Origin of the sequence: Candidatus Rubrimentiphilum sp. (genome assembly GCA_035710515.1) — a bacterium.
GTDB lineage: Bacteria > Vulcanimicrobiota > Vulcanimicrobiia > Vulcanimicrobiales > Vulcanimicrobiaceae > Rubrimentiphilum.
The window spans coordinates 1,080,441-1,104,448 of the sequence record DASTDE010000001.1; the positions used below are offsets into that span (position 1 = coordinate 1,080,441).

The 24,008-nt window shown below is 60.9% G+C and carries 21 protein-coding genes; 10 read left to right on the forward strand and 11 right to left on the reverse strand.

Annotated features, from left to right (window positions below):
• Positions 1-45 precede the first annotated feature (45 nt).
• A complete protein-coding gene (locus VFO29_05540; protein HET9392962.1) occupies positions 46-1,119 on the reverse strand; it encodes a PilT/PilU family type 4a pilus ATPase in 1,074 nt (357 codons plus the stop codon).
• Positions 1,116-2,558 carry a GspE/PulE family protein gene (locus VFO29_05545; protein ID HET9392963.1) on the reverse strand — a complete coding sequence of 481 codons (1,443 nt, stop codon included), beginning with the start codon at positions 2,556-2,558 and terminating at the stop codon, positions 1,116-1,118. Before VFO29_05545 ends, VFO29_05540 begins: the two co-directional genes overlap by 4 nt.
• Before the next feature lie 174 nt (positions 2,559-2,732).
• On the opposite strand from VFO29_05545, the gene VFO29_05550 reads away from it, so the two are divergent.
• Positions 2,733-3,590, forward strand: coding sequence for a diacylglycerol kinase family protein (locus VFO29_05550; GenBank protein ID HET9392964.1), 858 nt, complete (start codon positions 2,733-2,735; stop codon positions 3,588-3,590).
• On the forward strand, positions 3,587-4,201 hold the full coding sequence (locus tag VFO29_05555; GenBank protein ID HET9392965.1) for a phosphatase PAP2 family protein: 615 nt from the start codon (positions 3,587-3,589) through the stop codon (positions 4,199-4,201). The genes VFO29_05550 and VFO29_05555 overlap by 4 nt, the downstream gene beginning before the upstream one ends.
• A gap of 396 nt (positions 4,202-4,597) precedes the next feature.
• Here VFO29_05555 and ftsZ read toward each other — a convergent pair whose 3' ends face one another.
• Together ftsZ and ftsA are read right to left on the reverse strand one after the other, a co-directional pair.
• Positions 4,598-5,671: a cell division protein FtsZ gene (gene ftsZ / locus VFO29_05560; GenBank protein ID HET9392966.1), complete on the reverse strand. Its 1,074-nt coding sequence runs from the start codon at positions 5,669-5,671 to the stop codon at positions 4,598-4,600.
• 18 nt (positions 5,672-5,689) lie between these two features.
• A complete protein-coding gene (gene ftsA, locus VFO29_05565; GenBank protein ID HET9392967.1) occupies positions 5,690-6,904 on the reverse strand; it encodes a cell division protein FtsA in 1,215 nt (404 codons plus the stop codon).
• Positions 6,905-7,138: 234 nt separating this feature from the next.
• On the opposite strand from ftsA, the gene VFO29_05570 reads away from it, so the two are divergent.
• Entirely contained in the window at positions 7,139-7,447 is a 309-nt protein-coding gene (locus tag VFO29_05570) for a hypothetical protein (protein HET9392968.1), read from the forward strand.
• Between the two features lie 6 nt (positions 7,448-7,453).
• On the opposite strand, the gene VFO29_05575 is transcribed toward VFO29_05570, so the two are convergent.
• From VFO29_05575 to VFO29_05585, 3 genes are read right to left on the reverse strand one after another with little or no spacing between them, the layout of a single operon-like run.
• Positions 7,454-8,197 (reverse strand): FtsQ-type POTRA domain-containing protein, encoded by a 744-nt coding sequence (locus VFO29_05575; GenBank protein HET9392969.1) that lies wholly within the window; start codon positions 8,195-8,197, stop codon positions 7,454-7,456.
• Positions 8,194-8,997: a Cof-type HAD-IIB family hydrolase gene (locus VFO29_05580; GenBank protein HET9392970.1), complete on the reverse strand. Its 804-nt coding sequence runs from the start codon at positions 8,995-8,997 to the stop codon at positions 8,194-8,196. Before VFO29_05580 ends, VFO29_05575 begins: the two co-directional genes overlap by 4 nt.
• Positions 8,994-12,443 carry a DNA polymerase III subunit alpha gene (locus VFO29_05585; GenBank protein HET9392971.1) on the reverse strand — a complete coding sequence of 1,150 codons (3,450 nt, stop codon included), beginning with the start codon at positions 12,441-12,443 and terminating at the stop codon, positions 8,994-8,996. Before VFO29_05585 ends, VFO29_05580 begins: the two co-directional genes overlap by 4 nt.
• Before the next feature lie 176 nt (positions 12,444-12,619).
• Here VFO29_05585 and VFO29_05590 point away from each other — a divergent pair, with 176 nt between their 5' ends.
• Genes VFO29_05590 through VFO29_05600 form a run of 3 tightly spaced genes read left to right on the forward strand, consistent with a single transcriptional unit; the run spans position 12,620 to position 16,210 of the window.
• Entirely contained in the window at positions 12,620-14,305 is a 1,686-nt protein-coding gene (locus VFO29_05590; protein ID HET9392972.1) for an FAD-dependent oxidoreductase, read from the forward strand.
• 1 nt (position 14,306) lies between these two features.
• Positions 14,307-15,263 (forward strand): succinate dehydrogenase iron-sulfur subunit, encoded by a 957-nt coding sequence (sdhB, locus tag VFO29_05595; GenBank protein HET9392973.1) that lies wholly within the window; start codon positions 14,307-14,309, stop codon positions 15,261-15,263.
• Positions 15,260-16,210, forward strand: coding sequence for a CoB--CoM heterodisulfide reductase iron-sulfur subunit B family protein (locus VFO29_05600; GenBank protein HET9392974.1), 951 nt, complete (start codon positions 15,260-15,262; stop codon positions 16,208-16,210). Before sdhB ends, VFO29_05600 begins: the two co-directional genes overlap by 4 nt.
• On the opposite strand, the gene VFO29_05605 is transcribed toward VFO29_05600, so the two are convergent.
• The 3 genes from VFO29_05605 to VFO29_05615 form a co-directional block, all read right to left on the reverse strand.
• The gene (locus VFO29_05605) at positions 16,207-16,656 is read right to left on the reverse strand and encodes a hypothetical protein (protein ID HET9392975.1); all 450 of its coding nucleotides are present in this window, start codon (positions 16,654-16,656) and stop codon (positions 16,207-16,209) included. The two genes, VFO29_05600 and VFO29_05605, sit on opposite strands and share 4 nt — an antisense overlap.
• Before the next feature lie 9 nt (positions 16,657-16,665).
• On the reverse strand, positions 16,666-17,157 hold the full coding sequence (locus VFO29_05610) for a hypothetical protein (protein HET9392976.1): 492 nt from the start codon (positions 17,155-17,157) through the stop codon (positions 16,666-16,668).
• 157 nt (positions 17,158-17,314) lie between these two features.
• Positions 17,315-18,460: a P1 family peptidase gene (locus VFO29_05615; protein HET9392977.1), complete on the reverse strand. Its 1,146-nt coding sequence runs from the start codon at positions 18,458-18,460 to the stop codon at positions 17,315-17,317.
• A 53-nt stretch (positions 18,461-18,513) separates the two neighbouring features.
• Between VFO29_05615 and pckA the strand changes: the two genes are divergently transcribed.
• From pckA to VFO29_05635, 4 genes are all read left to right on the forward strand, one after another.
• The gene (pckA, locus tag VFO29_05620) at positions 18,514-20,082 is read left to right on the forward strand and encodes a phosphoenolpyruvate carboxykinase (ATP) (protein ID HET9392978.1); all 1,569 of its coding nucleotides are present in this window, start codon (positions 18,514-18,516) and stop codon (positions 20,080-20,082) included.
• A 90-nt stretch (positions 20,083-20,172) separates the two neighbouring features.
• Positions 20,173-20,580 (forward strand): hypothetical protein, encoded by a 408-nt coding sequence (locus tag VFO29_05625; GenBank protein HET9392979.1) that lies wholly within the window; start codon positions 20,173-20,175, stop codon positions 20,578-20,580.
• 70 nt (positions 20,581-20,650) lie between these two features.
• Positions 20,651-21,910: a diphosphate--fructose-6-phosphate 1-phosphotransferase gene (gene pfp / locus VFO29_05630; protein HET9392980.1), complete on the forward strand. Its 1,260-nt coding sequence runs from the start codon at positions 20,651-20,653 to the stop codon at positions 21,908-21,910.
• Entirely contained in the window at positions 21,910-23,037 is a 1,128-nt protein-coding gene (locus VFO29_05635) for a hypothetical protein (GenBank protein ID HET9392981.1), read from the forward strand. Before pfp ends, VFO29_05635 begins: the two co-directional genes overlap by 1 nt.
• Positions 23,038-23,040: 3 nt before the next feature.
• On the opposite strand, the gene VFO29_05640 is transcribed toward VFO29_05635, so the two are convergent.
• Positions 23,041-23,997 (reverse strand): tetratricopeptide repeat protein, encoded by a 957-nt coding sequence (locus VFO29_05640; GenBank protein ID HET9392982.1) that lies wholly within the window; start codon positions 23,995-23,997, stop codon positions 23,041-23,043.
• Positions 23,998-24,008: the final 11 nt, after the last annotated feature.

Consider the following 24,008-nt stretch of genomic DNA (forward strand, 5'->3'; position numbering starts at 1 on the left):
GGAGGAAGTGCCCGTCTGGATTCCGCGCAGTATAATAGAAGAGCACTACGCGATCTCTGCCCGAAGTTCGCTGCGCCGGTCGGTTACGCTACAAGCCGCTTCGTGGCTAATCTCGCCGCGCACGACAAGATCGCTCAAGTGCGCTTCCAGCGTCTGCATTCCGCTGCTCCGGCCGGTTGCGATAATGTTTCGCAGATGGTGCGGTTTTGACTCGCGTATCGCAGTGCGCACGGCATCGCTCGCCAGCAGAATCTCCGAGGCAATCCGCCGGCCGGGTCCGGCTTTTCGCCGAACGAGGCGCAGGCAGACAACTGCGGCCAAGACGCCGGAAAGCTGCGTTCTCACCTCGTCCTGAGCCGCTCCCTCGAAACTTCCTACGATACGGTCGACGCTCTCGGCCGCCGTGCCGGTGTGCATCGTGCCAAGTACGAGGTGTCCTGTCTCCGCAGCCGTCAGCGCCGCCGCCATCGTCAACCGGTCGCGCATCTCGCCCAGAAGAATGATGTCAGGATCGCTGCGCAATGCGCCGACGAGTGCCGAGCCGAAACTCTCTACATCCGCCCCCACTTCCCGTTGCGAGATCACGGACTTGCCGGCTGCGTGCCGGTATTCGATCGGTTCCTCTATCGTGATAATGTGTTTCGCCGAAGTCCGGTTAATCCGATCCACCATAGCCGCCAGGGCGGTCGATTTTCCGCTGCCTGTCGGGCCGCTGAGAATTACGAGCCCGTGACTTCGCTGCGTCAAGTCGGCGACGACCGGCGGTAAATCGAGGCTCTCCAGCGCGGGAATCTTCAACGCCAGCATACGTATCGCCAACGCGCATCCGTGACTTGCCACATACGCGTGGATGCGCACCACGCCCGTTCCGGGATCTTCGAATGTCGTCGTTGCGTCGCCGGCACGGTGCAAACAGCGCCTCTTGACATCCTCGAAACAGTACGCAACGATTTCATCAATCTCGTTCCGGGTCACGACCGTACCGTTCTGCTGCTCCAGCGACCCGTCAACGCGGAGCATCAGCGGCACGCCCGCGCACATATGGACGTCCGAAGCTTGTGCGGCGCGTGCGATGCGCAGGGCTTCTCTCAATCTGATCGGGCTGGGATCCGAATTCAATGCAGCCCTATCGCCAAGACGCGCCGCAGTTCTTCGATGCTCGTCTCGGCATTCAGCAGCCGGCGTATGCCATGCTGCAGCATCGGCGTGAATCCCGAACCCTGCGCGATTCTACCCAGCGACACGCTCGATACTCCGGAAGAAATGGCCTCGCGAATCGCGTCGTCGACAAACAGCACCTCGAAGAGTGCGCTGCGCTGGGTGTAGCCTGTATTTGCGCACTCCGCGCACGCGCCGGCGCGATGGATCGTTGCGCCCTCCGCGATCCGGAATTCATCCGCATCACGCTTCGAAATCTGATACGGACTTCGGCATTGCGCGCAGAGACGACGCACCAAACGCTGCGCTACGATGGCGGTTAGGCCGGCCGACATTGTCCGGCGATGAACGCCTAGTTCTACAAGACGCTCGACCGCGCTCGGGGCGTCGTTGCTGTGCAGCGTCGTGAGCACGAGCTGGCCGCTGAGCGATGCGGACGCCGCTACTGCCGCGGTTTCCTGGTCGCGCATCTCGCCGACCATGATGACGTTCGGGTCCTGACGCAAGAAGGCGCGTAACGCCGATGCGAACGTCACCCCGGCGCGGACGTTCACCTGCACTTGGGATATCCCCGGAATCCTAACTTCGATCGGATCCTCAACGCTGCAAAGATTCTCCGACGTCGTGTCGCGCTGGCTCATCACGCCGTACAGCGTCGTGGTTTTTCCGCTTCCGGTCGGTCCGGCTGCAACGATGAAGCCATGCGGCGCCGAACAAACCCGCTTGAGCCGTTCGTAGCATTCTTCAGGAAAGTCCAGCTGATCTAGACGCGGAATGCGAGCGTGATGATCGAGTAGGCGGATCGCGAGTTTCTCTCCCGCGATCGTTGGAACGGAGCTCACGCGCGCGTCGAGTGATTGTCCGGAAGTCTCGATGTCATAACGTCCATCTTGCGGCTGCCGCTTATCCGCGATGTCCATTCCCGCCAAGAGCTTGATGCGCGAAACGACGTGAATGTAGAGATCGTCGCCGATTGCCCGCGAGGGACGGAGAATGCCGCCTACTCGTTGACGGACGCGGCCGCCGCGGGCCCACGGCTCTATGTGCACGTCCGAGGCACCGGCGCATATCGCGTCGCGATGAATCTCGTTCACGAGTGCGACGGCGGGCGCTTCCGGCGGCGAGGGCGCACGCAGCGGCGCCTCTCGATAGACGTCGTTTAACCGGGCGCGAATCGCATCACGTGGAGCTCTCAACGCGTGCACGTGCATCCCCGTAGCAAAACGAATGGTCTCGAATGTTTCGCGCTGCGTCGACTCTGGGACGAGGACGGTCAGCTCGTTGCCGTCGCTCGAAAGCGACAAAACGTCGTGCTGGAAAGCCAGCGAACGGGGGATTTTACGGAGCGCATCCGGCTCGATCGCAACCGACGCAACGTCGATAGCCTCAGCGCTAGCCAAACCTCGTAGAGCCACACCCGCTCCTCCGAAAGATTGTTAGTACCAAAGGTGTATCACAAGCGGGTCATTTGGGCAATCTCCCGGCAACACAACTGCATGGTCCTTTTTTCCCTGCCCAAGAAAGCGGGTTCTGGGCATCACTTTTGTGGTATGTAGTTATCCACAGTGCGTGAAGTGACGATTATCTGCAGGCCGAAGTCGCGTAACGGGATGGCCTTTTACCAGCGCCTGCACGACGAACTTCCGAAGCGCGGCGTCGAGGTCGTCGCCGCCCACACCGCGGAGCGCCGCAAGGATTTTATCCGGGCGGTCCGGAGTGCGGTGAAAGCGCGGGCCGAGACTATCGTCGTCGTCGGTGGAGACGGCTCGCAGACTGCAGCTGTCGCGGAAATCGCAAACACCAAATCCGCTCTTGCGGTCGTGCCCGCCGGTACCGGCAACAGCTTTGCGCTCAGCATCGGAATTCACGACTTCGAAACCGCGCTCGAGGCAATCGCCGGCGATCGCGAAGAGTGCGTCGACGTCGGCGTCGTCAACGGAACCTGCTTTGCGAATTTCGCCACTGTAGGACTCATGGCCACGGCGGCCGACCAGACGAGCCGCCCTCTAAAAAAGATCATCGGCCCGGTCGCCTATGGCGTTTCGTTCATGCACAGCCTCTTGACCAGCCGGCCATTCCAGATGCACGTCACCTGGGAAAGCGGCGAGCTCCATATTGAAACATATCAAGCCATCGTCGCGAACGGACGGTATTTCGGATGGCAGGCCCTCACGCCGGACGCGGACCTGCATAGCGGCAAGCTCGCTTTTTTTGCGGTTGAGGGCGTCTCACGCACCGATGCGTTACGGACGAGCGCGGCACTCATCGCCGGCGACCAGGTCAAGCTCGAAGGCGCGCACTATTTCTCGGCTTCGAAAATCCAGATACGAACCAAGCCCAAGCAGCAGGTCGACATCGATGGCCACACGTTGGGCAAAACGCCGGCGAAATTCAAGATCGAGCGCAAGGCGCTTCGCGTTCTCGTACCTTGAGCCGCCCGGCCGAGTATTACATCGCTGCTGCAGTGCTCTTCGTGGCGTTCATGGCGCTCGGAGAATTGGTCATACGCCGCCCGGCGCTGCGCGTGGATTCCGCCGCAATCTTTCATTCGCACGCGACGCCGCTGGCATGCATCTTGGCGGATTCGGGACGCTGGCCGTTCATCACCGCCGCTTTCGTAATTATTACCAGCGCATTCGCGGTGTTGCATCGCGGCATTTGGATCCCGGTCATTTTGATCGTTTCACAGCTTGTAACTCAGGCGCTGGCCGAGCTCTTTAAGGCGCATTACCGGCGCGTGCGCCCCGACTATTGGATCGTCGGGCTGGATCCGGGAAAATCATATCCGAGTGGACACGCGGTTACCGCCGTCGTCTTCTTCTGCGGCTGGGCGTGCGTCGTTGCATACAGTTCGCTGCCCGCGGCGCCCAAAGATGCGCTGGTTATCCTCCTGGTTGCGTGGGCCGCCGGCATCGGCTGGTCTCGCCTGGCTTTGGGCGTCCATTACCTCACCGACGTCGCCGGCGGCACGCTTCTGGGATGCGCGTGGCTCTGCGCAGTGTTAGGCGCGGTCCAGCAAGCTGCGCTGGCTCACGTATCCTAAGTACGCCGCGGGCTGGGCGTCGCCGATCGCCGCGTCATTGGCCGATGCTGCGTGTTTTGGAAGCAAGCGACGTCATACTGCGAAACAGCTTTCGTGCTCTTGGAATGCGTTGCGGATTTGCTGCCGGGACTGCCCGCATACACGGTCGTCGCGTGCGTGAAGCCTTTTGTACCGAAACCTTTTGGTTGCATGGTCGCGGTCGCCGAACCGCATGACTGGCTCGGTTGTCCCGTACCGCTGGGGTTTCCGGCGAGCGACGGGGCAGTGGTAAGTACAATTGCAATAAGGGCGGCCGGCGGCCAGGCGGCCGCTAAGATTCTTGGATTCATGTTTCCTCCGAGTGGGATCACACCCGTACCCCCACTCGTGAAAAAACTCTGAAAGCTTGCTTCTGCGCTAGCCGCGATAACGCAGGAAGGCCGGCACCTCGATGTCGTCCATGTTCACCGGCGAAACTGCGTCGAAGCGCGTATCCGCAAAGTTGAACGAAGACTGCGAGCGCCCGTAGCCTCGCTGCGAACCAAAGCCCGCCGCCAAGACCGTTACGCGCACTTTGCCCGTCATCGTGGGGTCGATGCTCGCTCCGAAAATGATCTGTGCGTCGCCGTCGACGGCGCGGCTGATCATTTCGGCGGCCTCGTTGACTTCGTACATCGCCATATCGGCGCCGCCGGTGATGTTGAAGATCACGCCGCGCGCGCCTTCAATCGTGGTCTCGAGCAGCGGCGAGGCGATCGCCTTTTGCGCCGCATCGGCCGCGCGGTGCTCGCCAGTGCCCTCGCCGATCCCCATCATCGCGGTTCCCGCGTCGGTCATCACGGTCTTGACGTCCGCAAAGTCCAGGTTGATAAGCCCCGGTTGCGTGATCAGATCCGAGATACCGGCGATGCCTTGCCGCAGCACGTCGTCCGCGTAGGCGAACGCTTCGTTGAGCGGTGTGCGCTTTTCGATCACTTGCAAGATCCGCTCGTTGGGAATCGTGATCAGCGTGTCCACCTTCGGTTCGAGTTCGCTGATGCCGGTTTCGGCAACTTGCATGCGCTTGCGTCCCTCAAATGCGAAGGGCTTGGTAACGACCGCGATCGTCAGCGCGCCTGCGTCGTGCGCGAGCTCGGCGATAATCGGCGTGGCTCCTGTGCCTGTGCCGCCGCCCATGCCCGAGGTAATGAAGACTAAATCCGCGCCTTCGAGGATCAGCGAGAGATCTTCGCGCGAATCTTCGGCCGCTTCGCGCGCCAGCACGGGGTTCGCCCCGGCGCCTAGACCGCGGGTTAGCCCGGAACCGATCTGCACCGTGTTCTCCGTCAGCGAATTGCGCAGCGCTTGCACGTCGGAGTTGACGGCATAGAATTCCACGCCGGTAAGTCCGGCTTCGATCATGCGATTGACCGCGTTGCATCCGCCGCCGCCGACACCGACCACTTTGATCGTTGCCGCGTGTTCGGGTACGTAGCGCTTCGCTTCAGCCATGGTAGTCGTCTCCTTTATTTAGTTCCATAGATCGCCCAGCCACGAGCGGAATTTGCCGAACATCGACGGGCTGCGTTTGGTGTAATGGTGATTCTCGATGCCGCCATTCGGGCCAAAGAGAATCAAACCGATTGCGGTGGCGTATTCCGGCTGCTTCATCGCCTCGTTGAGGCCGCCGATCGCGTCGGGCGTGCCGACACGGACGGGCAGGCCGAAAACCTCTTCCGCCAACGGCTCGATGCCTTTGAGATGCGCGCCACCGCCGGTGAGCACGACCTCGCCGAGCACCAAATCACGCGGCACGTTCTCGATGATCTTGGTTTTGCACATGCGGAACGTCTCGATCACGCGTGGCACCACGATCTGCCGCAACTGCGACGTCGTCGTCTCCCGCGTGCTGCGTCCGTCGAGCGTCTTGACCGGAAAGAATTGTTCTTCGAGCTCCGGCGGCCCCGAGCCGTAGACGCGTTTGATCTGCTCTGCCTCGCCCGCGGTAGTTTTCAACCCGAGCGAGATGTCGTTGCTCAAGATGTTGCCGCCCACCGGAATGGTCGCCGTATAAATCGCCCCGCCGCCGCTATATACTGCGATATCGGTCGTGCCGCCACCGATATCGAGCAGCACGACACCGACCTGCTTCTCTTCCGGCAACAGCGTCGCGGCCGAACTTGCGAGTGGTTCGAAGACCAATCCCGACGCCTCAAGTCCGGCGCGGTGCACGCACTTAAGGACGTTCGTAATGAATGACGTTCCCCCGGTGATGATGTGCGTGTCCACCTCGAGCCGGCCGCCGGCCATGCCGACCGGATCCTCGACGCCGTCCTGTCCGTCCACGGTAAAAAAGCGTGGGAGCGCGTGCACGATCTGACGATCGGCCGGCACGCTAATGATTTTGCTCGCCTCGACCACGCGGTGCACGTCGCTGCTGCTGACTTCACGGTCTTCGTTTTGCACCGCGACGACGGCCCGGTTGTTGGTACTGCGGATGTGTTCGCCGGTAATAGCCACGTAGACGTCGGCTATATGCACGCCGGCCATGCGCTCGGCTTTTTCCGTGGCTGCCTCGATGGATTTAATCGTCTCTTCCAGGTCGGTGACTACGCCTTTGCGCATCCCGAGCGAGGGTGCCTCGCCGTACCCGATAATCTCCAGACCGTGGGGGCCGTCGGAGGCGACAACAGTGCACGTCTTAGTCGTGCCTATGTCCAGCCCCGCGACGGTGCCGTGCTTCATCCGCGATCCCCTCAAGCCCAATATATTGTGGCCCGGCTCCATAAACCCTACAACGTATAGGTGCTCCTGGCAAGGGCCGGTGGGTAGATTTTAGCGCCGGGGCCGCGCTCCTTGCGAGCAACCTGTGGGGGGTTGTGGAGAAGGCAGTAAAAAATCCTTAAAGCCTCTAGCACGACGGCCGGACCTACGGTATCATCTAATGCTTAGACCACTCGGAGCCACTACGGAGTTTTCGTGCGAACAACGATCAGCTTACTCGCTCTCATCGCGGCGCTCGTCGCGCCCGCCGTTGCCCAAACCTCAACCACCGCCAGTAGCCCCGCGGCGGCCAAAGCCGTCCCAATGGCCGACGGCACCTATACCGCGGTCGTCGAGAAAGTGCTCGACACCAAGCGCATCGTCGTCAAACTGAGCACCGGCGCCGAAGCGACGCTCACAACGGTCAAGCCGAACGTCGACTTCAGCAAGTGTCAGACGAACCAGCAAATCAAGTTCTCCGTTATTAACGGGCTGGTCGCAGTCTACGCCCCGGTCGAACCCTAGAATACGCTAGCGGCGGTAGACCACAACCGGCGTGCCGGGCGCCCGCAGGTCGATAGCCGCTATTCGCTTTCCTGCGGTTTGGGAGAGTATCGGACCAATCAGCGCGATTTTGCGCGCGAGGTCTTCGTCATCGCCCAGCAGCAATTTCACGCCGCGCGGCGTGTCGGCCGTCAAATCCCCGAAACGATCGTACCGTAATGCCGCAACGACAACGTGCGCGCCGTTCAGACGTTCGTAGTCATCCCGCAATCGCGTTACCCCTTCGTCCTTAATAAACTGTCCCGCCGGTGGCAGCACAGCCCGCACGAACAAGCGCGGCAGCGCCGGCGGCGCCGGCGCCTGCAGGACGCGAAGGTCACGATCGACCACGGCGGTTTCTGCGCCCGCGCGTACTTGAGCAAACGGCACCCGTTCGCTCACGAGGATGAGCAACGAGGCTGGAAACCCGCGCTTGATGGTGACCTGATTTATGTCTGGGATTGCCGCAACACGGGAGGCGGCGGCTGCGATGTTCTGCAGCCATGCGTTGAGGTGGCGGTCGATTGCCGCCCGGGCTACGATCGCGTGCGTTGAAACGCGGTGATTCCCCAGTACGATGATATGACGGATGCGAAAACCCGGCCACGTGGCCAGATAGTATCCGGCGATTCCGCCCCCAATCACGAGCAGCACCAGCAGAATCCAAAACGGCCGGAGACGCGAAGCGGCCGAGGGCTTGCGGCGGCCGATATGCTTGCGCGGTCGGCTCACTGCAACACGTAGCGTTCCAACGCTTCGGCTACGCCGTCGTGCGCGACGTCACTCACCACGGCAGCGCTCACCGCGCGTAGCTCCGGCGGCGCTGAACCCATTGCCACGCCAAACGCAGCCGCTTGTAAGAGCGGAATGTCATTCCAAGAGTCGCCGATAGCCATCGTCTCTTCGAGCGGAACGCCCACAGTTTGCGCAACCAGTGCGAAGGCTTTGCCTTTGTCGACCTTGGGACTCATCACCTCGATGAACCACGGAATGCTGCGCGTCACATATGCGCTTGCTCCGAGGGCCTGGCGCACGCCGTCGATCTCGCGATCGACGATCTCCGGCTCGGCGATAATGCACGCTTTGGTTGAATCGCTGAAACGAAACTCTTCCCGCAGTGAGGGCACGATCACCGGCTCCGATTCCGACAACCTCGCATAGAGGTCCGAGTAGCGGTTGCGCTCTTCGCAGTAGTAGCGGTCGTTCTTATAAAGTTGTATGTGCAGATTTCGCGAACGCGCGTATGCCTCGGCTGCCAGCGCCGCTTCATTAGCCAGTGGAACGTCCAGCAGTACGTCGTCTTTCACAGGGTCCACGACCGCCGCGCCCTGGTAACAGATGATTGGCGCATCGAATCCCAGCGCGCGAGCAAAAGGCAGCGCAGCACCGTACATGCGGCCGGTAACGATGCAGCCCTGCACGCCGAGCGCGCGCATCTTTTCGATCGCATCCGCCACTCGCGGTCGAACGCGCAGCTCCTCGCCGATAAGCGTGCCGTCCAGATCGAAGGCGACAAGCCGCGGACGTTTCAGTTCGGAAGGCCTTCTTGTACGTTCCCCGCTCCCACGATGCTTTCGAGCTCGCGCTTCACGCGGAAATCCGAGGCGATACCGCGGGGCAGCCGCTGCAGGCGATCGCCCACGCGCAGAACCAGCGGTACCGTCCCGGGCCACTCGTCCAAGAACGCGACCAGCCGGTCTACTTGATCGCGCTGCGTCACGTTCACGTGCCAGCCCGAGGGCTGCGGCGCGATCGCCGGCCGTTCGAATGCCGAGACTTCGCTCACCGCGATCGTCGTTTCCATCGGTCCCTCCTGGCCGACGGGGCCGCCGACGCGTTCGCGAGTCCGCAAGCGGCCTTTGACGATCAATATCCGGTCGGCTTCGAAAAAACTTTGGACTTGCGGATAGACCTTCGAGAAAACAACCGTTTCGACGCTTCCGGTCATGTCCTCGATCGTCGCAATCAGTATTTGCTGCCCCGATTTTGTCAGCGTGCGCCGCACGCCGGTGACAATTCCCGCGACGCAGACGAACGTGTCGTCTTCGCGCTCGCGCAGATCCTTGACCGGTATCGCCCCCGTCCGCGCGAGCGCTTGCGCCACATCGGCCAGCGGATGTCCCGAGACGAAAATGCCAAGTGTCTCCTTTTCCCATTGCAGCATCTGCAGCGTCGTCGGCGGCGCCACCGCCGGCAGTGACGGCGCCAATCCTTCCACCGACGCCGCGTCGCTTTCACCGAACAGCGACGCTTGTCCGAGCTCGGCGTCGCGCGTCTCGGCGGCCGCAATGCGCAGCGCGACGTCGAGCGCCGCCAGCTTTTGCGCGCGATTTCCCGGCAAGGAGTCCAGCGCGCCGCATTTTATGAGCGATTCGAAGACGCGGCGATTCACTTGCTTGCTGTCCACGCGCCGCGCGAAGTCGAAGATATCGACGAACGGGCCGCCTCTATCGCGCGCGTCGAGAATCACGCGTACCGCGCCTTCGCCGACGCCTTTGATGGCCGAGAGGCCGAACCGGACCTCGCCGTTGGCCACGCCAAAATCGATCAGCGACGCATTCACATCGGGAGGCAGAACGGCAATCCCGATATGTTTGGCTTCTTCGATGTACTCGACGAGCTTATCGGTGCGATCCCGCACCGATGTCATCAGTGCGCTGAAGTACGCCAGCGGATGATTGGCCTTGAGAAACGCGGTCTGATACGCGATCCAGGCATATGCCGCCGCGTGGGCTTTGGGAAAGCCGTAGCCCGCGAATGGTTCGATATAAGCGAAAATCTCCGCGGCGAGTTTTTCGCCGATCTCCGAGTGCCGCTTTGCGCCCTCGATGAATTTCTTGCGATAGACCGGGATCTTCTCTTTTTGTTTCTTGCTCATGACCTTGCGCAGCTCGTCCACTTCACCCATGGAGAAGCCGGCCACGTCGCGTGCGGTACGCATTACCTGTTCCTGATACGCGATCGTTCCGTAGGTTTCGGATGTAATCGCTTCGAGTTTGGGATGCAGGTATTTGGCCTTGGTGCGGCCATGTTTGGCGCTGATATAGGTCGGGATCCACTCCATCGGTCCCGGCCGGTACAACGCCACGAGCACGATGATGTCGTTGAATTCGTTCGGCCGCAGCTCCGTGCAGATGCGAACCATTCCCTCCGATTCCAACTGAAAGACGCCGACGGTCTCGCCGCGGCTAAGCATCTCGTACGTCCGTTTGTCGTCGTCACGAATCTTGGCGATGTCGAAAGTGGAGTCCGACGTCCGCCGGATTTCGTCTACGGCGTTCTTCATCACCGTCAAGTTGCGCAACCCCAGAAAGTCCATCTTCAGCAGGCCGATGCGCTCGACCCAATTCATGTCGTACTGCGTATTGATGCCGGTGTCGCTTTTTGCAAGCGGTGCGTAATCGATAAGCGGCCCCGCCGAGATGACCACGCCCGCCGCGTGCGTGCCGGCGTTGCGCGCCAAACCTTCGATCGACTTCGCCGTGTCCAGCCACTTGCGCATCTCGGCAGATCCCCGATAAAGCGTTTTCAGCTCCGGAATTTGCTCTAGCGCCTGTCCTATCGTCAAGCCCGTCGGTCCGGAGGGGATCATCTTGGCGACGCGATCCACGTCCGGCAAGGGAACCCCGAGTGCGCGGCCTGCGTCGCGGACCGCCGCGCGGGCCGCCATGGTTCCGAACGTCACGATCTGCGCGACGCGATCTTCGCCGTATTTTTTAGCGACGTAGGCGATCACTTCGTCACGCCGGTCGACGCAGAAGTCCGTATCGATGTCGGGCATCGAGATGCGGTCCGGGTTTAGGAAGCGCTCGAACAACAAGTTGAATTTGAGCGGATCGAGATCGGTGATGTGCAGTGAGTACGACACCACCGAGCCTACCGCGGAACCGCGACCCGGGCCGACGGGAATATCGTGATCTCGTGCGTATTTGATGAAATCCCACACGATGAGAAAGTACGATGCGTATCCCATCTTGTTGATGATCGACAGCTCGTAATCGAGCCGTTCGCGCAGAGCAGTGTCGCCGGCCGCGCGCTCGGCGCCGTAGCGCTCGATCAATCCCTGCTCGCAGAGTTCGCGAAGATACTCTTCGGCGGTCTTTTCGTTGAGCAAGTCCTCTTGCGGCACCGGAAACTCCGGAACGTTAAAAATGCGCTCGGGGATGCGGATGTCCACACGCTTAGCGATCGCTTCGGTGGCATCACATGCCTCGGGCAAGTCAGCCCACGCCGCGCGCATCTCATCATTCGATTTGATGTAGAACTCGTCTGAATAGAACCGCATGCGGTTCGTGTCGGCAACGGTCTTGCCGGTGCCGATGCACAGCAGCACGTCGTGCGCGGCGGCATCTCCGCGTTCCAGATAGTGCGAATCGTTGGTCGCCACGACTGGAATCTGCAACTCGCGGGAGATCTGCAGCAGTCCCGGGTTGATCGTTTCTTCCTCGGGCATGCCGTGCCGCATCATTTCCAAGTAAAAACGGTCGCCGAAAATATCGGAGTACGCCTTCGCATTCGTCTTGGCGGTTTGATAATCGTTACGCAGCAACGGCGCCGCCACCAGACCCGACAAACACCCGGAGAGAACGATGAGCCCCTCATTATGTTTGGCCAGCAGCTCGAGATCGATCCGCGGTTTGTAGTAGTAGCCTTCTAAGAAGCCTTTGGAAACAAGCGCGCTGAGATTGCGGTAGCCGATGAAGTCCGCCGCCAGCAGCGTAACATGCGCTTCTTCGCGCGCAGTCCGATCGAGGCGCCCGCGCGGAGCCAGATACGCTTCGCACCCAAGGATCGGCGTGAGGCCGTGTTCGCGCGCGGCATAGTAGAACTCCATCGAGCCGTACATTACGCCATGATCCGTCAGTGCGATCGCGGAGCTTCCGTTTTCGGCGGCGCGGCGGCAAAGGTCATCGATGCGGCAGGCGCCGTCCAGGAGAGAATACTCGCTATGGACGTGCAGGTGGACGAATTGGCTCACTGGACCGCGCAGTTCGTCACCCCGCCTCGCAAAACCGTGTATGAACCCACGACCTTGGTCTTTCGGGGGCTTGCCTTGGCCGAACGATTAAACGTGCCATAAGAGAGGCCGAGGCAAGCCCCCGAAAGACTATAGTCATGGGAGCCTGTCGCCCGGAGTAGTATAAAGAAGGTCACGTGATCAAGCACGACGTTGTGGTCATCGGCGGCGGCCTGGCAGGCATGCGCGCCGCGGTCGAAGCAGCCGAGCGAGGCGCCGACGTGGCGATCGTCAGCAAGTTGCACCCGGTCCGCAGCCATTCCGGCGCGGCACAGGGCGGCATAAACGCGGCGCTTGGCAATACGGCCGAGGACACCCCGGAAAACCACGCCTTCGACACCGCCAAGGGCTCCGATTATCTGGGCGACCAGGACGCGATCGAGGCCATGTGCGACGACGCTCCCAGGCAGATCATCTGGCTCGAGCACCGCGGCTGTATCTTCTCTCGCCTGCCTGACGGCCGGCTGGCGCAGCGCCCGTTCGGCGGAGCCGGCTCGCCGCGGACGTGCTATAGCGCCGACGTGACCGGCTTGGTCATTCTGCACACGCTCTGGGAACAGCTCGAACGCTTCAAGGTCAAAGTCTACGAAGAGTTCTTCTGCACCGCGCTTTGCGTCGAGGACGGCGTCGGCAGCGGTGTGGTCGCCTACAACATGCGCAACGGCAATTTGGAACTGATCACGGCGAAAGCCACGATTTTTGCTACCGGCGGCTGCGGCCGTATGTACGCCAAGACCACCAACGGCTACGCCTCGACGGCTGATGGTCTGGGCATTGCCTTTCGCGCCGGCGTGCCGATCATGGACATGGAGTTCGTGCAATTCCATCCGACCTCGCTCAAAGAGAACGGCGTCCTGCTTTCGGAAGCCGCTCGCGGCGAAGGCGCGCATTTGCTCAATTCACTCGGCGAGCGCTTCATGTTCAAGTATGCGCCCGAAAAAGGCGAACTTGCTTCACGCGACGTCGTCTCGCGCGCGGGTTGGACCGAGATCATGCAGGGCCGCGGCATCGACGGCTGCGTGCTGCTCGACTTGCGCCATCTCGGACGCGAAAAAATTCTCGAGCGGTTGCCGCAGATTCGCGAGCTGGCGCTCGACGCTACCGGCAAGGACGCCATCGACACGCCCATTCCGATTCTCCCTGGTATGCACTACACGATGGGCGGAATCGAGACCGACAAATTCGGCGCGACGCGCATTCCGGGAGTCTATGCCGCCGGCGAAGCCGCCTGCGTCTCGGTGCACGGCGCGAACCGCCTGGGCGGAAACTCGCTGCTCGAGACGATCGTCTACGGAGCCCGCGCGGCCAATCACGCCTGCGACTATATAAAGGAAAGCGGCGACGTACGTCCCTCCGAACGCACGCTCAAGAGCGAGCAAGCGCGAATCGACCGCTGGCTCTCCAAGAACTCCGGCATGCGGGCGCCGCAGCTGCGCACGCAGATGAACACGACGATGAGCAAGAACGTCTTCATCTTCCGCCAGGAGAAAGAGCTCAAACAAGCCGTGGACGACCTGCTCGAGATTCGTAGGACCTTCGACCGCGAAGTCTATGTTATGGACAAGTCCAAAACGTTCAACACCGATCTGGTGCACGCCATGGAAGTGGACTTTTTGATCGACGCCGCCATGTGCGTCGCCAACGGCGCGCTCGCACGTCAGGAGTCGCGCGGCGCGCAAGCCCGCACCGACTTCCCCGAGCGCGACGACAAGAATTGGATGGTACACACGCTGGCCTGGCGTCAGGAGAACCAAAACCCGCGGCTCGATTATTCGCGCAAGGTAACGATCACCAAGTGGGCTCCGCAAGTAAGGTCATACTGAGATGGCGCAGATAAAGCTCGATATCTTCCGCTACGACGAAGCCGTCGACGCCGTTCCCCACCGGGACACCGTCGCGATCGACGTTCCCGAAACAACGACGGTGCTCGACGCACTCGAAACGGCAAAGGCCGAAGTTGACGGATCCATCAGCTTCCGCCGCTCTTGCCGGTCGGCCATCTGCGGTTCGTGCTCGATGAACATCAACGGTGTGACGGGCCTAGCCTGCAAGACGCCCTGCAAGAGCGTGATGAATAAAGAAGGCGTCATTCAGATCGATCCGATGCCGAACTTCCAGCCGATGAAGGACCTGGTCGTTCACATGGATCCGTTCTGGGACAAATACACACGCCTCAAGCCCTATCTTCAACCGTTCGACCGCGACGAAGACCACGAACGCGAGCGGCGCGTCAGTCCCGCCGACATGAAGAAACTCGTGGACGCGGCCAACTGCGTCATGTGCGCGACGTGCTATGCGCTGTGCCCCGTCGTGAGCGTCGACCCGTCCTTCGCCGGCCCGGCCGCCATCGCGTATGCGTACCGCTTCATCGAAGACGTGCGCGACAGCAAGAAAAAAGAGCGCCTCGCGCAGATCAATGAGGACTACCTGTGGCTGTGCGCCCACTGCTACGCCTGCTCGTACTGTCCCAAGCATGTCGATCCGCACGACCGGATCGTCGACGTCAAGCGCGCCACGGTGCAAGAAGGCGTGATGATGGATCATGCCGGTCCGCGTCATGCGCTCGTCGTCAATAAGACGATTAAGAAAACCGGCATGCTCGCGGAGACCGAGGTCATCCAAGGCACCGTCGGCCGCTTCAATTTTGTCGGATTGATGAAGATCGCCCCGCTCGGTTTGCGCATGGCGTCGAAAGGGAAACTTCCGCCGCCCTTCCTCAAACCGATTCCCAAAGTCGACGAAGTCCGTACGATCTTCGAGTCGTTGGAGGTCCCCACATGAGCACGACCTTATTGCCGGAAGAGAAAACCACCGATTCGCACCGCCATTCGAAAAGCGCCGAAATGCGGCGCTACGGCTTCTTCCCGGGCTGCGTCGCCAAAGAGTCGTGCAAGGAACTCTTCAACTCGACCATGCTGCTGGCCGACAAACTTGGCATCGAGCTGATTGAGCTCACGGCGGCCTCGTGCTGCGGCGCATCGGTAGTCAACGATACGAATCGCGACATCGCCCGCGTGCTGAACGCACGCACGTACGCGCAAGCCGAAGCCCTCGGGTTGGACGACGTCATTACGATCTGCTCGACGTGCACCGGCCACATGCGCGCTGCCAACAAAGAATTGCTCGAGAACGAAGACCGCATGGCCCAAGCCAATTCCATTCTCGGAAAATTCGGCGCCAAGTACGAGGGCAGCGTCATGGTGCGGCACCTGCTCTGGCTGCTCATAGACGACATCGGCCTAGACAACCTGCGCAAGATGGTCGTTCGTCCGCTTAACGGGTTGAAGGTAGCACCGTTCTATGGCTGTCACATCATCCGGCCGGAAAAAGTCAACGGCTGGGAATCGGCGCGCAATCCGCACTCGCTTGAAGACGTGATCGCAGCCATCGGCGGCGAGCCCATCGACTACGCCGGCAAGACGCGCTGCTGCGGCTTCCACATTCAGTTGGAAAAAGACGGCGTCGCCACGTCCATGGTCGGACAGAATATGCGCATCGCCAAGGACCACGGAGCGGAAGCGGTTATCACGCCGTGTCCGCTTTGTCACCTTGCGCTAGACGGCTATCAACAAGACGCCGCGGCGCGCTGGGGCAGAACCGACCTGCCGACGTTCCATCTTCCGCAGCTGGTGGCGTTCGCGCTAGGCGTGCCCGCCGACAAGCTCGGACTCAACAAGCATCTGATCGATCCGCGCACGATCTTGGTCGAGCGCGAACTGATCGCTTAAGCGGTTTTTTCCGGCTGAGGCCCCGCAGGGGCTGGGCGGCGCAGCGGCACCAGCGCATATTTATAGCCGAAGTAGACGCCTATAGCGTAAAACAGCAAGTCCATGGGGTTGAACGTGTCGCCGATCACTTGGAAAAACATCGGCAACCCCCTTATCGACCCTAAAATCATGGTCTCCGTCGATGCATGCAAATGTTGCGCGGCCATCGCGAGCGCAGCCAGATAATTCCCAAGGAGGCAGCCAAATAAAGACAGCGCCCCCGAGAGAATAGCGAAACGCCTGTCGTGACTTTGGCCGCAGAACCGTACTGCGAAGGCGACTGCAAAACCGACGCCGATGGACATGTAACCGATCTGGAAAGACGTCGCGGCCGTAATAGCGGCCCAAACGATGGCAGCTAATATTGCAGCCACAAGGCCGCCAATAAGTGCAAAAACAAAACGCATCGGCAACCCCTATTTTCCCGAGTCGATAATTTGCTGTATCCGGCCTGTCAGCATATGGCGGTTACGATACCGATCGCTCACCTCAGGCGGCAACTTGGCGTCTAAGCCTGCCACGTAATCGTAAGCCGCCTTCCACTTTGGCCCGGCAAAACCGGTGTCCATACACGCAAGTTCCGTCGCCGCTTGCAACTGATTGGACGTCTCTTGTGAAGCTTTCAGTCCACTCAACAACCAAATCGTGGCTTCCGTGGGTTTTGTAGGATTCAGACCCGCGTAATGCACAACCGCATCGTACGCGGGCATCTCAGCCGCAGATTTGCTGACGATGTTTATCGTGATATCCGGAGACGTTTCAACACTTTGGGTCGCTCGTAATAGCGCGGCCGCCTCCGGCCCAGTGAAGCTTACCTCTCCGCTCTGCTGGTTTATCTCTTGACCGTATCCGAGGCACGTAACCAACGCCAGAAGACCCGTTAGCAACACGATTGTGCGTATACTCATAAAGCCTCGTCCACCTCGCTGTCAATGATCGTTTTGTTGCGCTTTCGGCTATAGCGTTTCTTGGACTTGTGCGCGCCGGCCGGCCGCAGGTTCGTGGCGGGGCCTAGCCGCGGTTTCAGCGCCGCCTTTCGGCGCCGTTTACGCCGCTTGGCCGGCATTACTGCACTCCCGCGGCATGCAGCATCGTGAGTACGCGGTCCACCGGTAAACCGTAGACGGTTACGCCGCCCTTTCCGGTCATCGTCTTCGCGTTGAACAGCGCATCGTAAATTGCGGCCTCGGTCGCTTCGGCGGTTGCGCGGTAGAGTGCGTTCACGACGCTGCTGTCTTCCACAAATGGGACTGCCGGAGCGTTGATGCGATAGCCCGCCGTCTGCTCGAACATGAAGCCGGTGCTAAACGCGACAAAGAGATCGCCGCTACCTACGTCGCTCGTCAGGCCGGTTCGCGACATACCCATGCCCGCGCGCAATGCAATTGCGTGCAGCTGCCGCGAATCCAGCGGGGCGTTCGTCGCTACCACAATGATGATGCTACCCGAAGCCATGCGGCCGTGCAGCGACACGCTCTTGGGGAACGACATCCGGTATTCGTTCCGAAGCGCTTCGCCGACGTGCACTCCGTCGATGGTAAGCTGTTCGCGCGTCGATCCGGTGTTGTCGTTCACCAGTACGCCGACGGTGTAACCGCCCAGCTCCTTCGGCAGCACGCGCGACGCCGATCCGATGCCGGCTTTAAACCCGAACGCTTTCATTCCGGTCCCGGCGCCGACGCTGCCGCGGGCGAACTGACCGGTTTTTGCGGAGTCCAAGAGATTGACGACGTCTTGCGGACCGATGACGCGGGCCTGAATGTCGTTCAGCAACTGGTCGTCGCACTCGGCGACCACCGGCAAGGGCACATCGTCGCGAATTCCGATCTGCGGATGCTGCTTGATCATCCAGCTCACGACGCCGTCGTCGGCGCGTCCGACGTCCAATGTGTCCGTCAGCACGATCGGCGTTTCCAGATATCCCGCCTCGTTGATCCAATGCGTCCCGGTCATCTCGCCGTTTCCGTTAAAACTCAACGCGTACGCCGAAACCTTGTGGGTCCAGGGATCGCTGTTAGGCAGAATGGCGGTCGCGCCGGTGCGGATATCGGCGCCTTCGACTTTTGTCACATGGCCGACCGCAACGCCCGGAACGTCCGTAATACCGTCCAGCGGGCCGGACGGGTAGAAGCCCACGTGGAAGGGGATAGCGGCCGAGGCGGTCTCCTCCGCTGCCAAAAGGCACAGCAGGGCAAAGGCGGCGAATCTCATCGTTTCACGGTCTTAGCCCGAATAACACTTTCTGCCCTGCAGGGAGCACCATCATTCTCACTGTTCCGCAACCACTGAAAGCTACACGCATCTACGAGAATCTCTCGACGGCCGAACTCGTCGAGCACGCGCTGCGCCGCGGCGAAGGAGTGCTCGGCAGCGATGGCCAGCTGATCGTCGACACGCGCCCGCACACGGGCAGATCGCCGAAGGACAAGTTCTTCGTCCGTGAGGATTCCAGCGAAAAACACATCGATTGGGGCGAGACCAACCGCCCTATCGAGCCTGCTGTGTTCGATGCGCTGTGGGATCGTGTGGCAGCCTATCTTTCCGAGCGTGAGCTCTATTCGCTCGACTGTTTTGTCGGCGCGGACGAACGCTACCGTCTTCCCGTCCGGATCGTGACCGAACTTGCCTGGCATAACTTGTTCGCGCGCGATCTTTTTATCGTCCCTGAAACGGCGCCGAAAGATTTTTCGCCTGAGTTCACGGTTGTCGATGCGGCGTTATTTGCGGCCGATCCGCAGCGCGACGGCACCAACTCCTCGACGTTCATTTTGGTGAACTTTGCCAAGCGCATTGTCCTGATCGGCGGAACGAAGTACGCCGGCGAAATCAAGAAGTCGGTCTTCACCGTCATGAACTATCTTCTTCCGCTGCGCGACGTGCTGCCGATGCATTCGTCGGCTAACGCCGGGAAGGATGACGTCGCGGTGTTCTTTGGACTTTCCGGAACGGGCAAGACGACGCTCTCCGCGGATTCACACCGCCCCTTGATCGGCGATGACGAGCATGGCTGGTCCGATACGGGCGTCTTCAATTTTGAAGGCGGCTGCTACGCGAAGGTGATCCGCCTTTCCAAGAGCGCCGAGCCGGAGATCTGGGCTGCCACGCATCGCTTCGCCGCGGTGCTGGAAAACGTTGATTACAACGAAACGACGCGTGAGTTGGATCTCGACTCGGAAAAGAAAACCGAGAACACTCGCGGCGCCTACCCCATCGAATACATTCCGAACGTCGTGCCGGGAAGCCGCGCCGGGCACGCCCGTACCATCGTAATGCTTACTGCCGATGCGTTCGGCGTTCTGCCGCCCATCAGCAAGCTCACCAAAGAGCAAGCGATGTATCACTTCCTTTCCGGCTACACCGCTAAGGTTGCCGGCACGGAGCGCGGCATTACGGAGCCGCAAGCCACATTTTCGACCTGTTTCGGCGCGCCGTTCATGGTGCATCATCCGACGGTGTACGCCAAACTACTGGGCCAAAAAATTGACGAGCACAACGTCACCTGCTGGCTCGTGAATACCGGATGGATCGGCGGACCCTACGGGGTCGGGAAGCGCGTGGCGATCGGATACACCCGTGCCATGGTCAATGCCGCAATCGAAGGCGCGCTTGCCGGGGCAAAGTTCGAGGACGAGCCGTTCTTCGGGCTTTCGATTCCACTGAGCGTTCCGGAAGTGCCGTCGGAGATACTCAATCCCAAGAACATGTGGCCGGACAAAGCTGCGTACGACGTGCAAGCCAAGAAGCTGGCGGAGTTGTTTGCGAAGAACTTTTTGCGCTTCGAGGCGCAGGCGTCGCCAGGAGTGAAGGCCGCAGCGATAAAGCCACGCTCTTAACGATTCCTTAGCGATCCCTAATCCGGCTTTCAGAACCTTTGGCGCCGGTGGTCGTTAGTATGACGATACACCCATCCAAAGGAGCCCTTTGTGTTCAATCTTCGTTCCATTCTCGTCCCGGCAGCCATGGTCACCGCTCTTGCGGTGCCCGCCGCCGGATTCGCTCAAGTGCAACCGAGCCCCGCGCCGCTTTCGCAGCCAATGCAAGGCGAGCGGCATCGTCACGGCTTCGGCTTCATGCGCGAGATGACCAACTTGAATCTGAGCGCGCAGCAACAGGCGCAGATCAAGCAGCTCATGCAGCAGTACCGCCAATCGCATCCGCGCGGCAGCACTCCCGATCCGCAAGCGCGCAAAGACTTGCGCACCAAGCTGATGGCGGTGCTCACGCCTGCTCAGCAACAGCTGCTCAAGGCTGACATGGCAAAGCGCAAAGCGGAATTCCAAGGCCGGCGCCGGCGCAACCGGCCGGAGCCATCTCCCTCGCCGGGCGTCTAAGCTCAGCGACCCCGGTAGGAAGGAGCCATCGCCGCGCGATGGCTCCTTTTTCTTGTATACTGCTCTGGTAATGAGCGCAGAAACACTTGGTATCTTGGTCGGCGGCGGGCCGGCGCCGGGAATCAACGGCGTCATCGCCTCGGCGACCATCGAGGCGGTAAATAGCGGCCTGCGTGTGATCGGCATCTACGACGGCTATCACCATCTTGCCAAAGGCGAAACGTCGTACGTGACGGAGCTGCGCATCGAAGATGTTTCGCGTATTCATGCGACGGGCGGCTCGATCTTACGCACGTCCCGAACGAATCCGGCCAAAGACGACGCGACGCTGAAGCGCTGCGTGGACTCGCTGAAGTCGCTCGGCGTGCGCTATTTGATTACTATAGGCGGAGACGACACAACCTACGGCGCGACGCGCATCGCGGAATCGACCAAAGGCGGCATCGGAGTTGCCACCGTGCCGAAGACGATCGACAACGATCTACCGCTGCCCGACAATGCACCCACCTTTGGATTTGAGACCGCCCGATCGGTCGGCACGGGAATCATCGAAAGTTTGATGGAGGACGCGCGCACCACGGAGCGCTGGTATCTCGTCGTGAGCATGGGCCGCAAGTCCGGAGCGCTCGCGCTTGGGATGTGCAAAGCGGCGGGAGCCACGCTGGCCGTCATTCCTGAAGAGTTTCCGGAGCCGGAGCTGGACCTACAGGCGGTCGTCGACACGCTGGTCGGCGCGATCGTCAAACGCGTCGCGAACAATCACGGCTACGGCGTTGCGATCGTTGCCGAAGGCATTGCCGAGCGCCTTTCCGCGGAGAAACTCGCAGCACTGGAGAGTGTTACGCGCGACGCTTACGGTCACGTGCGCCTGGCCGACGTGCCGATTGGTATGGTGCTGCGCGACGAAGTCCGCAAGAGCCTGGACGGAATCGGCGTGAGCACAACGATCGTCTCGAAAGACATCGGATATGAGCTGCGCTGCGCAAAGCCAGTCCCGTTCGACGTAGAGTACACGCGCACGCTGGGATACGGCGCCGTGCGGTACCTTCTGAGCGGCGGCAGCGGCGCGCTGATCGCGCTCTCCGGCGGACGCGTCGTGCCGGTGCATCTCTCCGAATTGCAAGATCCGCAGACCGGCCGCGTGCGCGTGCGCATGGTTGACGTCACCACCGAGTCCTATGAAGTGGCGCGCAACTACATGATCCGCCTGGAGCCGGAAGATCTCCGCGAACCGCAACTCTCACGGCTCGCGGCGTGCACGAATCTCTCGACGCAAGATTTTCGCGCGCGGTTCGAGCGCGTCGCACACGGTCCGGAAGTATCACAGTAGTGCGCGCACCAGCCTTCTTCTGCATCGCGGCGCTGGTTCTGAGCATTTCGTCGGCGGCGTGCGCCGCAGGCGGAATGCCTTCCGTGCCGGCCGGCTTTACGATTCAACGCGTGGCTACCGTTAACGGCGCTCGCGAACTCGCCTTCGCGCCGAACGGCGACCTGTTTGTGGGAACGCTCGGCTCAGCTGTGTACGTCGTGCCGCATGCCGATGCGGCGGGAGCAGCTGGAACGCCCGGGGTCTTTGCACAGTTCGGTGACTCGCCCGCTGCCGGCGTCACGCTCTCAGGCGACTCGATCTACGTGGGCACGCAGTTCGCGGTCTGGCAGATCCCATACAAGAGTGGCGATCTCCGCGCGCGTTCGGCACCGCAAAGACTCGCCTCCGTCCGCACATCCGGTGTTTCCAGCGATCACGTGACGACGTCGGTTGCCGTGGCGAAAGGCGTTCTATACGCTAGCGTGGGCTCGTCGTGCAACGCGTGCAGCCCCGACCTCGACCAGACGCGCGCTACCGTTGGCAGGGTTGCCGGCGGATCGTATTCGGTCATCGCCCGCAACATACGCAACGCGATCGCGTTGGCTGCTAATCAGAACACGGGGGCGCTTTGGGCCGGCGTGGCCGGGCAAGACGAGTTGCCTTCGGGGCACCCGTACGAGATCTTCGATGACGTCTCCGCGCATTCGCCGCCGGTGAGTTACGGCTGGCCTACCTGCTATGAGAATCATCAAGGAAGCAACTGCAGCGGCGTCGCCGTTTCCCGCATCGTTTTTCCGGCTTATGCAACACCGATTGGCGCCACCTTTTATCCGCAGCGCCCCAGCGGACGTTATAAGTTTCCGTCACGGTATGCCGGCGGTGCGTTCGTAACGCTGCATGGTTCTTGGCATGGTCCGCCGTTCGTCGCGCCCCAAGTGGTCTACGTCACGATGCACGGCGATTCGCCGCTTACCGCAGTCAAATGGAACGACCCGAGCCGGCAATGGAGCGAATTCGTCGGCGGTTACCAGGCAGACGGCTCGAATCAGCGGATCGGCCGTCCGACAGGGATAGCCATCGGCCCGCAAGGCGATCTCTTTGTTGCGGACGACGACACCGGCGCGATTTACCGCATTCGTCCGCGTTAACGTTTACGGTTTGCCCAGGCTATCCAAAAAATCTTGCGCGTCCTTTGCGCTGGTGTCGTCGGCTTGGATGTGATAGAGCCGTAACGCTTCGGTCGCATCGGTGCGCGCGCCCGCGCTATTCCCCTGTTTGAGCTCGATTTTGGCCCGCAGAAGAAACCCGTCCCCGTCTCTATCGGCGGTTTTTATGTAGGCGTTGGCGTCCGTAAGGGCCTGCGCGTACTGCTGCTGTTGATATTCGCTCATGGCGATCCAATAGAACGCGTTCGTGTTCGTATCGTCTATCTGCAGTGCTTTGCGAAAGTCGCCGATTGCGTTCCCCCACGAGGATTCGCCGATGTAGGCCATCCCCCGTGCATAAAACGCCGAATCGTTCGTCGCATCGAGCGTGATGGCGGTCGTGCAGTCGCTGATTGCGAGATCGTATTGCTTGAGATTGCGGTGAGCGCGGCAGCGCGTACTCAAATTGTAGGAATTCGACTTGTCGATTGTGACGGCTTTTTCGGCGTCAGCCAGCGCTGCATCGAGTTTATCGAGATTCATGTACGCAATGGCACGAGTTCGATACGCGGCATCGTCGTCGGAGGTGAGGGCGATTGCCTTGGTAGCGTCGGCAACCCCGGCATCATAATGGCCCATCTCCACCTCGGTGCCGGCGCGCGTTGCGTATGCATACTCATACTCCGGATTGATGTGAATTGCCGCGTCATAGTCGATGAGCGCGCCTATATGGTCGCCGATGTCGTCTTTGGCGTCGCCGCGTAGAACTAGGTATTTCGCCTCCGCGGGGTGATTGCTGATGTAGGCATCGAGGATCGCTATCGCGCCCTTGTAATCGTGCTTTTCGATCAGCGCCTGCGCCTGTTTATAAACGTCCGCCGGCGGACTTTGGGCGCTCGCGGTGGAGATGCCCGAAAACAGCAAGCCGAGACTCAGGGCGGCGCAGACGACCGTGGTTTTCATGGGCGTCAGAT

Excerpts from the sequence above, each read along its gene's own strand:
- ftsZ (HET9392966.1), bottom strand. The coding sequence starts at position 5,671 with ATGGCTGAAGCGAAGCGCTACGTACCCGAACACGCGGCAACGATCAAA.
- ftsA (HET9392967.1), bottom strand. The coding sequence starts at position 6,904 with ATGAAGCACGGCACCGTCGCGGGGCTGGACATAGGCACGACTAAGACG.
- sdhB (HET9392973.1), top strand. The coding sequence starts at position 14,307 with ATGGCGCAGATAAAGCTCGATATCTTCCGCTACGACGAAGCCGTCGAC.
- VFO29_05600 (HET9392974.1), top strand. The coding sequence starts at position 15,260 with ATGAGCACGACCTTATTGCCGGAAGAGAAAACCACCGATTCGCACCGC.
- VFO29_05605 (HET9392975.1), bottom strand. The coding sequence starts at position 16,656 with ATGCGTTTTGTTTTTGCACTTATTGGCGGCCTTGTGGCTGCAATATTA.
- VFO29_05610 (HET9392976.1), bottom strand. The coding sequence starts at position 17,157 with ATGAGTATACGCACAATCGTGTTGCTAACGGGTCTTCTGGCGTTGGTT.
- VFO29_05615 (HET9392977.1), bottom strand. The coding sequence starts at position 18,460 with ATGAGATTCGCCGCCTTTGCCCTGCTGTGCCTTTTGGCAGCGGAGGAG.
- pfp (HET9392980.1), top strand. The coding sequence starts at position 20,651 with ATGAGCGCAGAAACACTTGGTATCTTGGTCGGCGGCGGGCCGGCGCCG.
- VFO29_05640 (HET9392982.1), bottom strand. The coding sequence starts at position 23,997 with ATGAAAACCACGGTCGTCTGCGCCGCCCTGAGTCTCGGCTTGCTGTTT.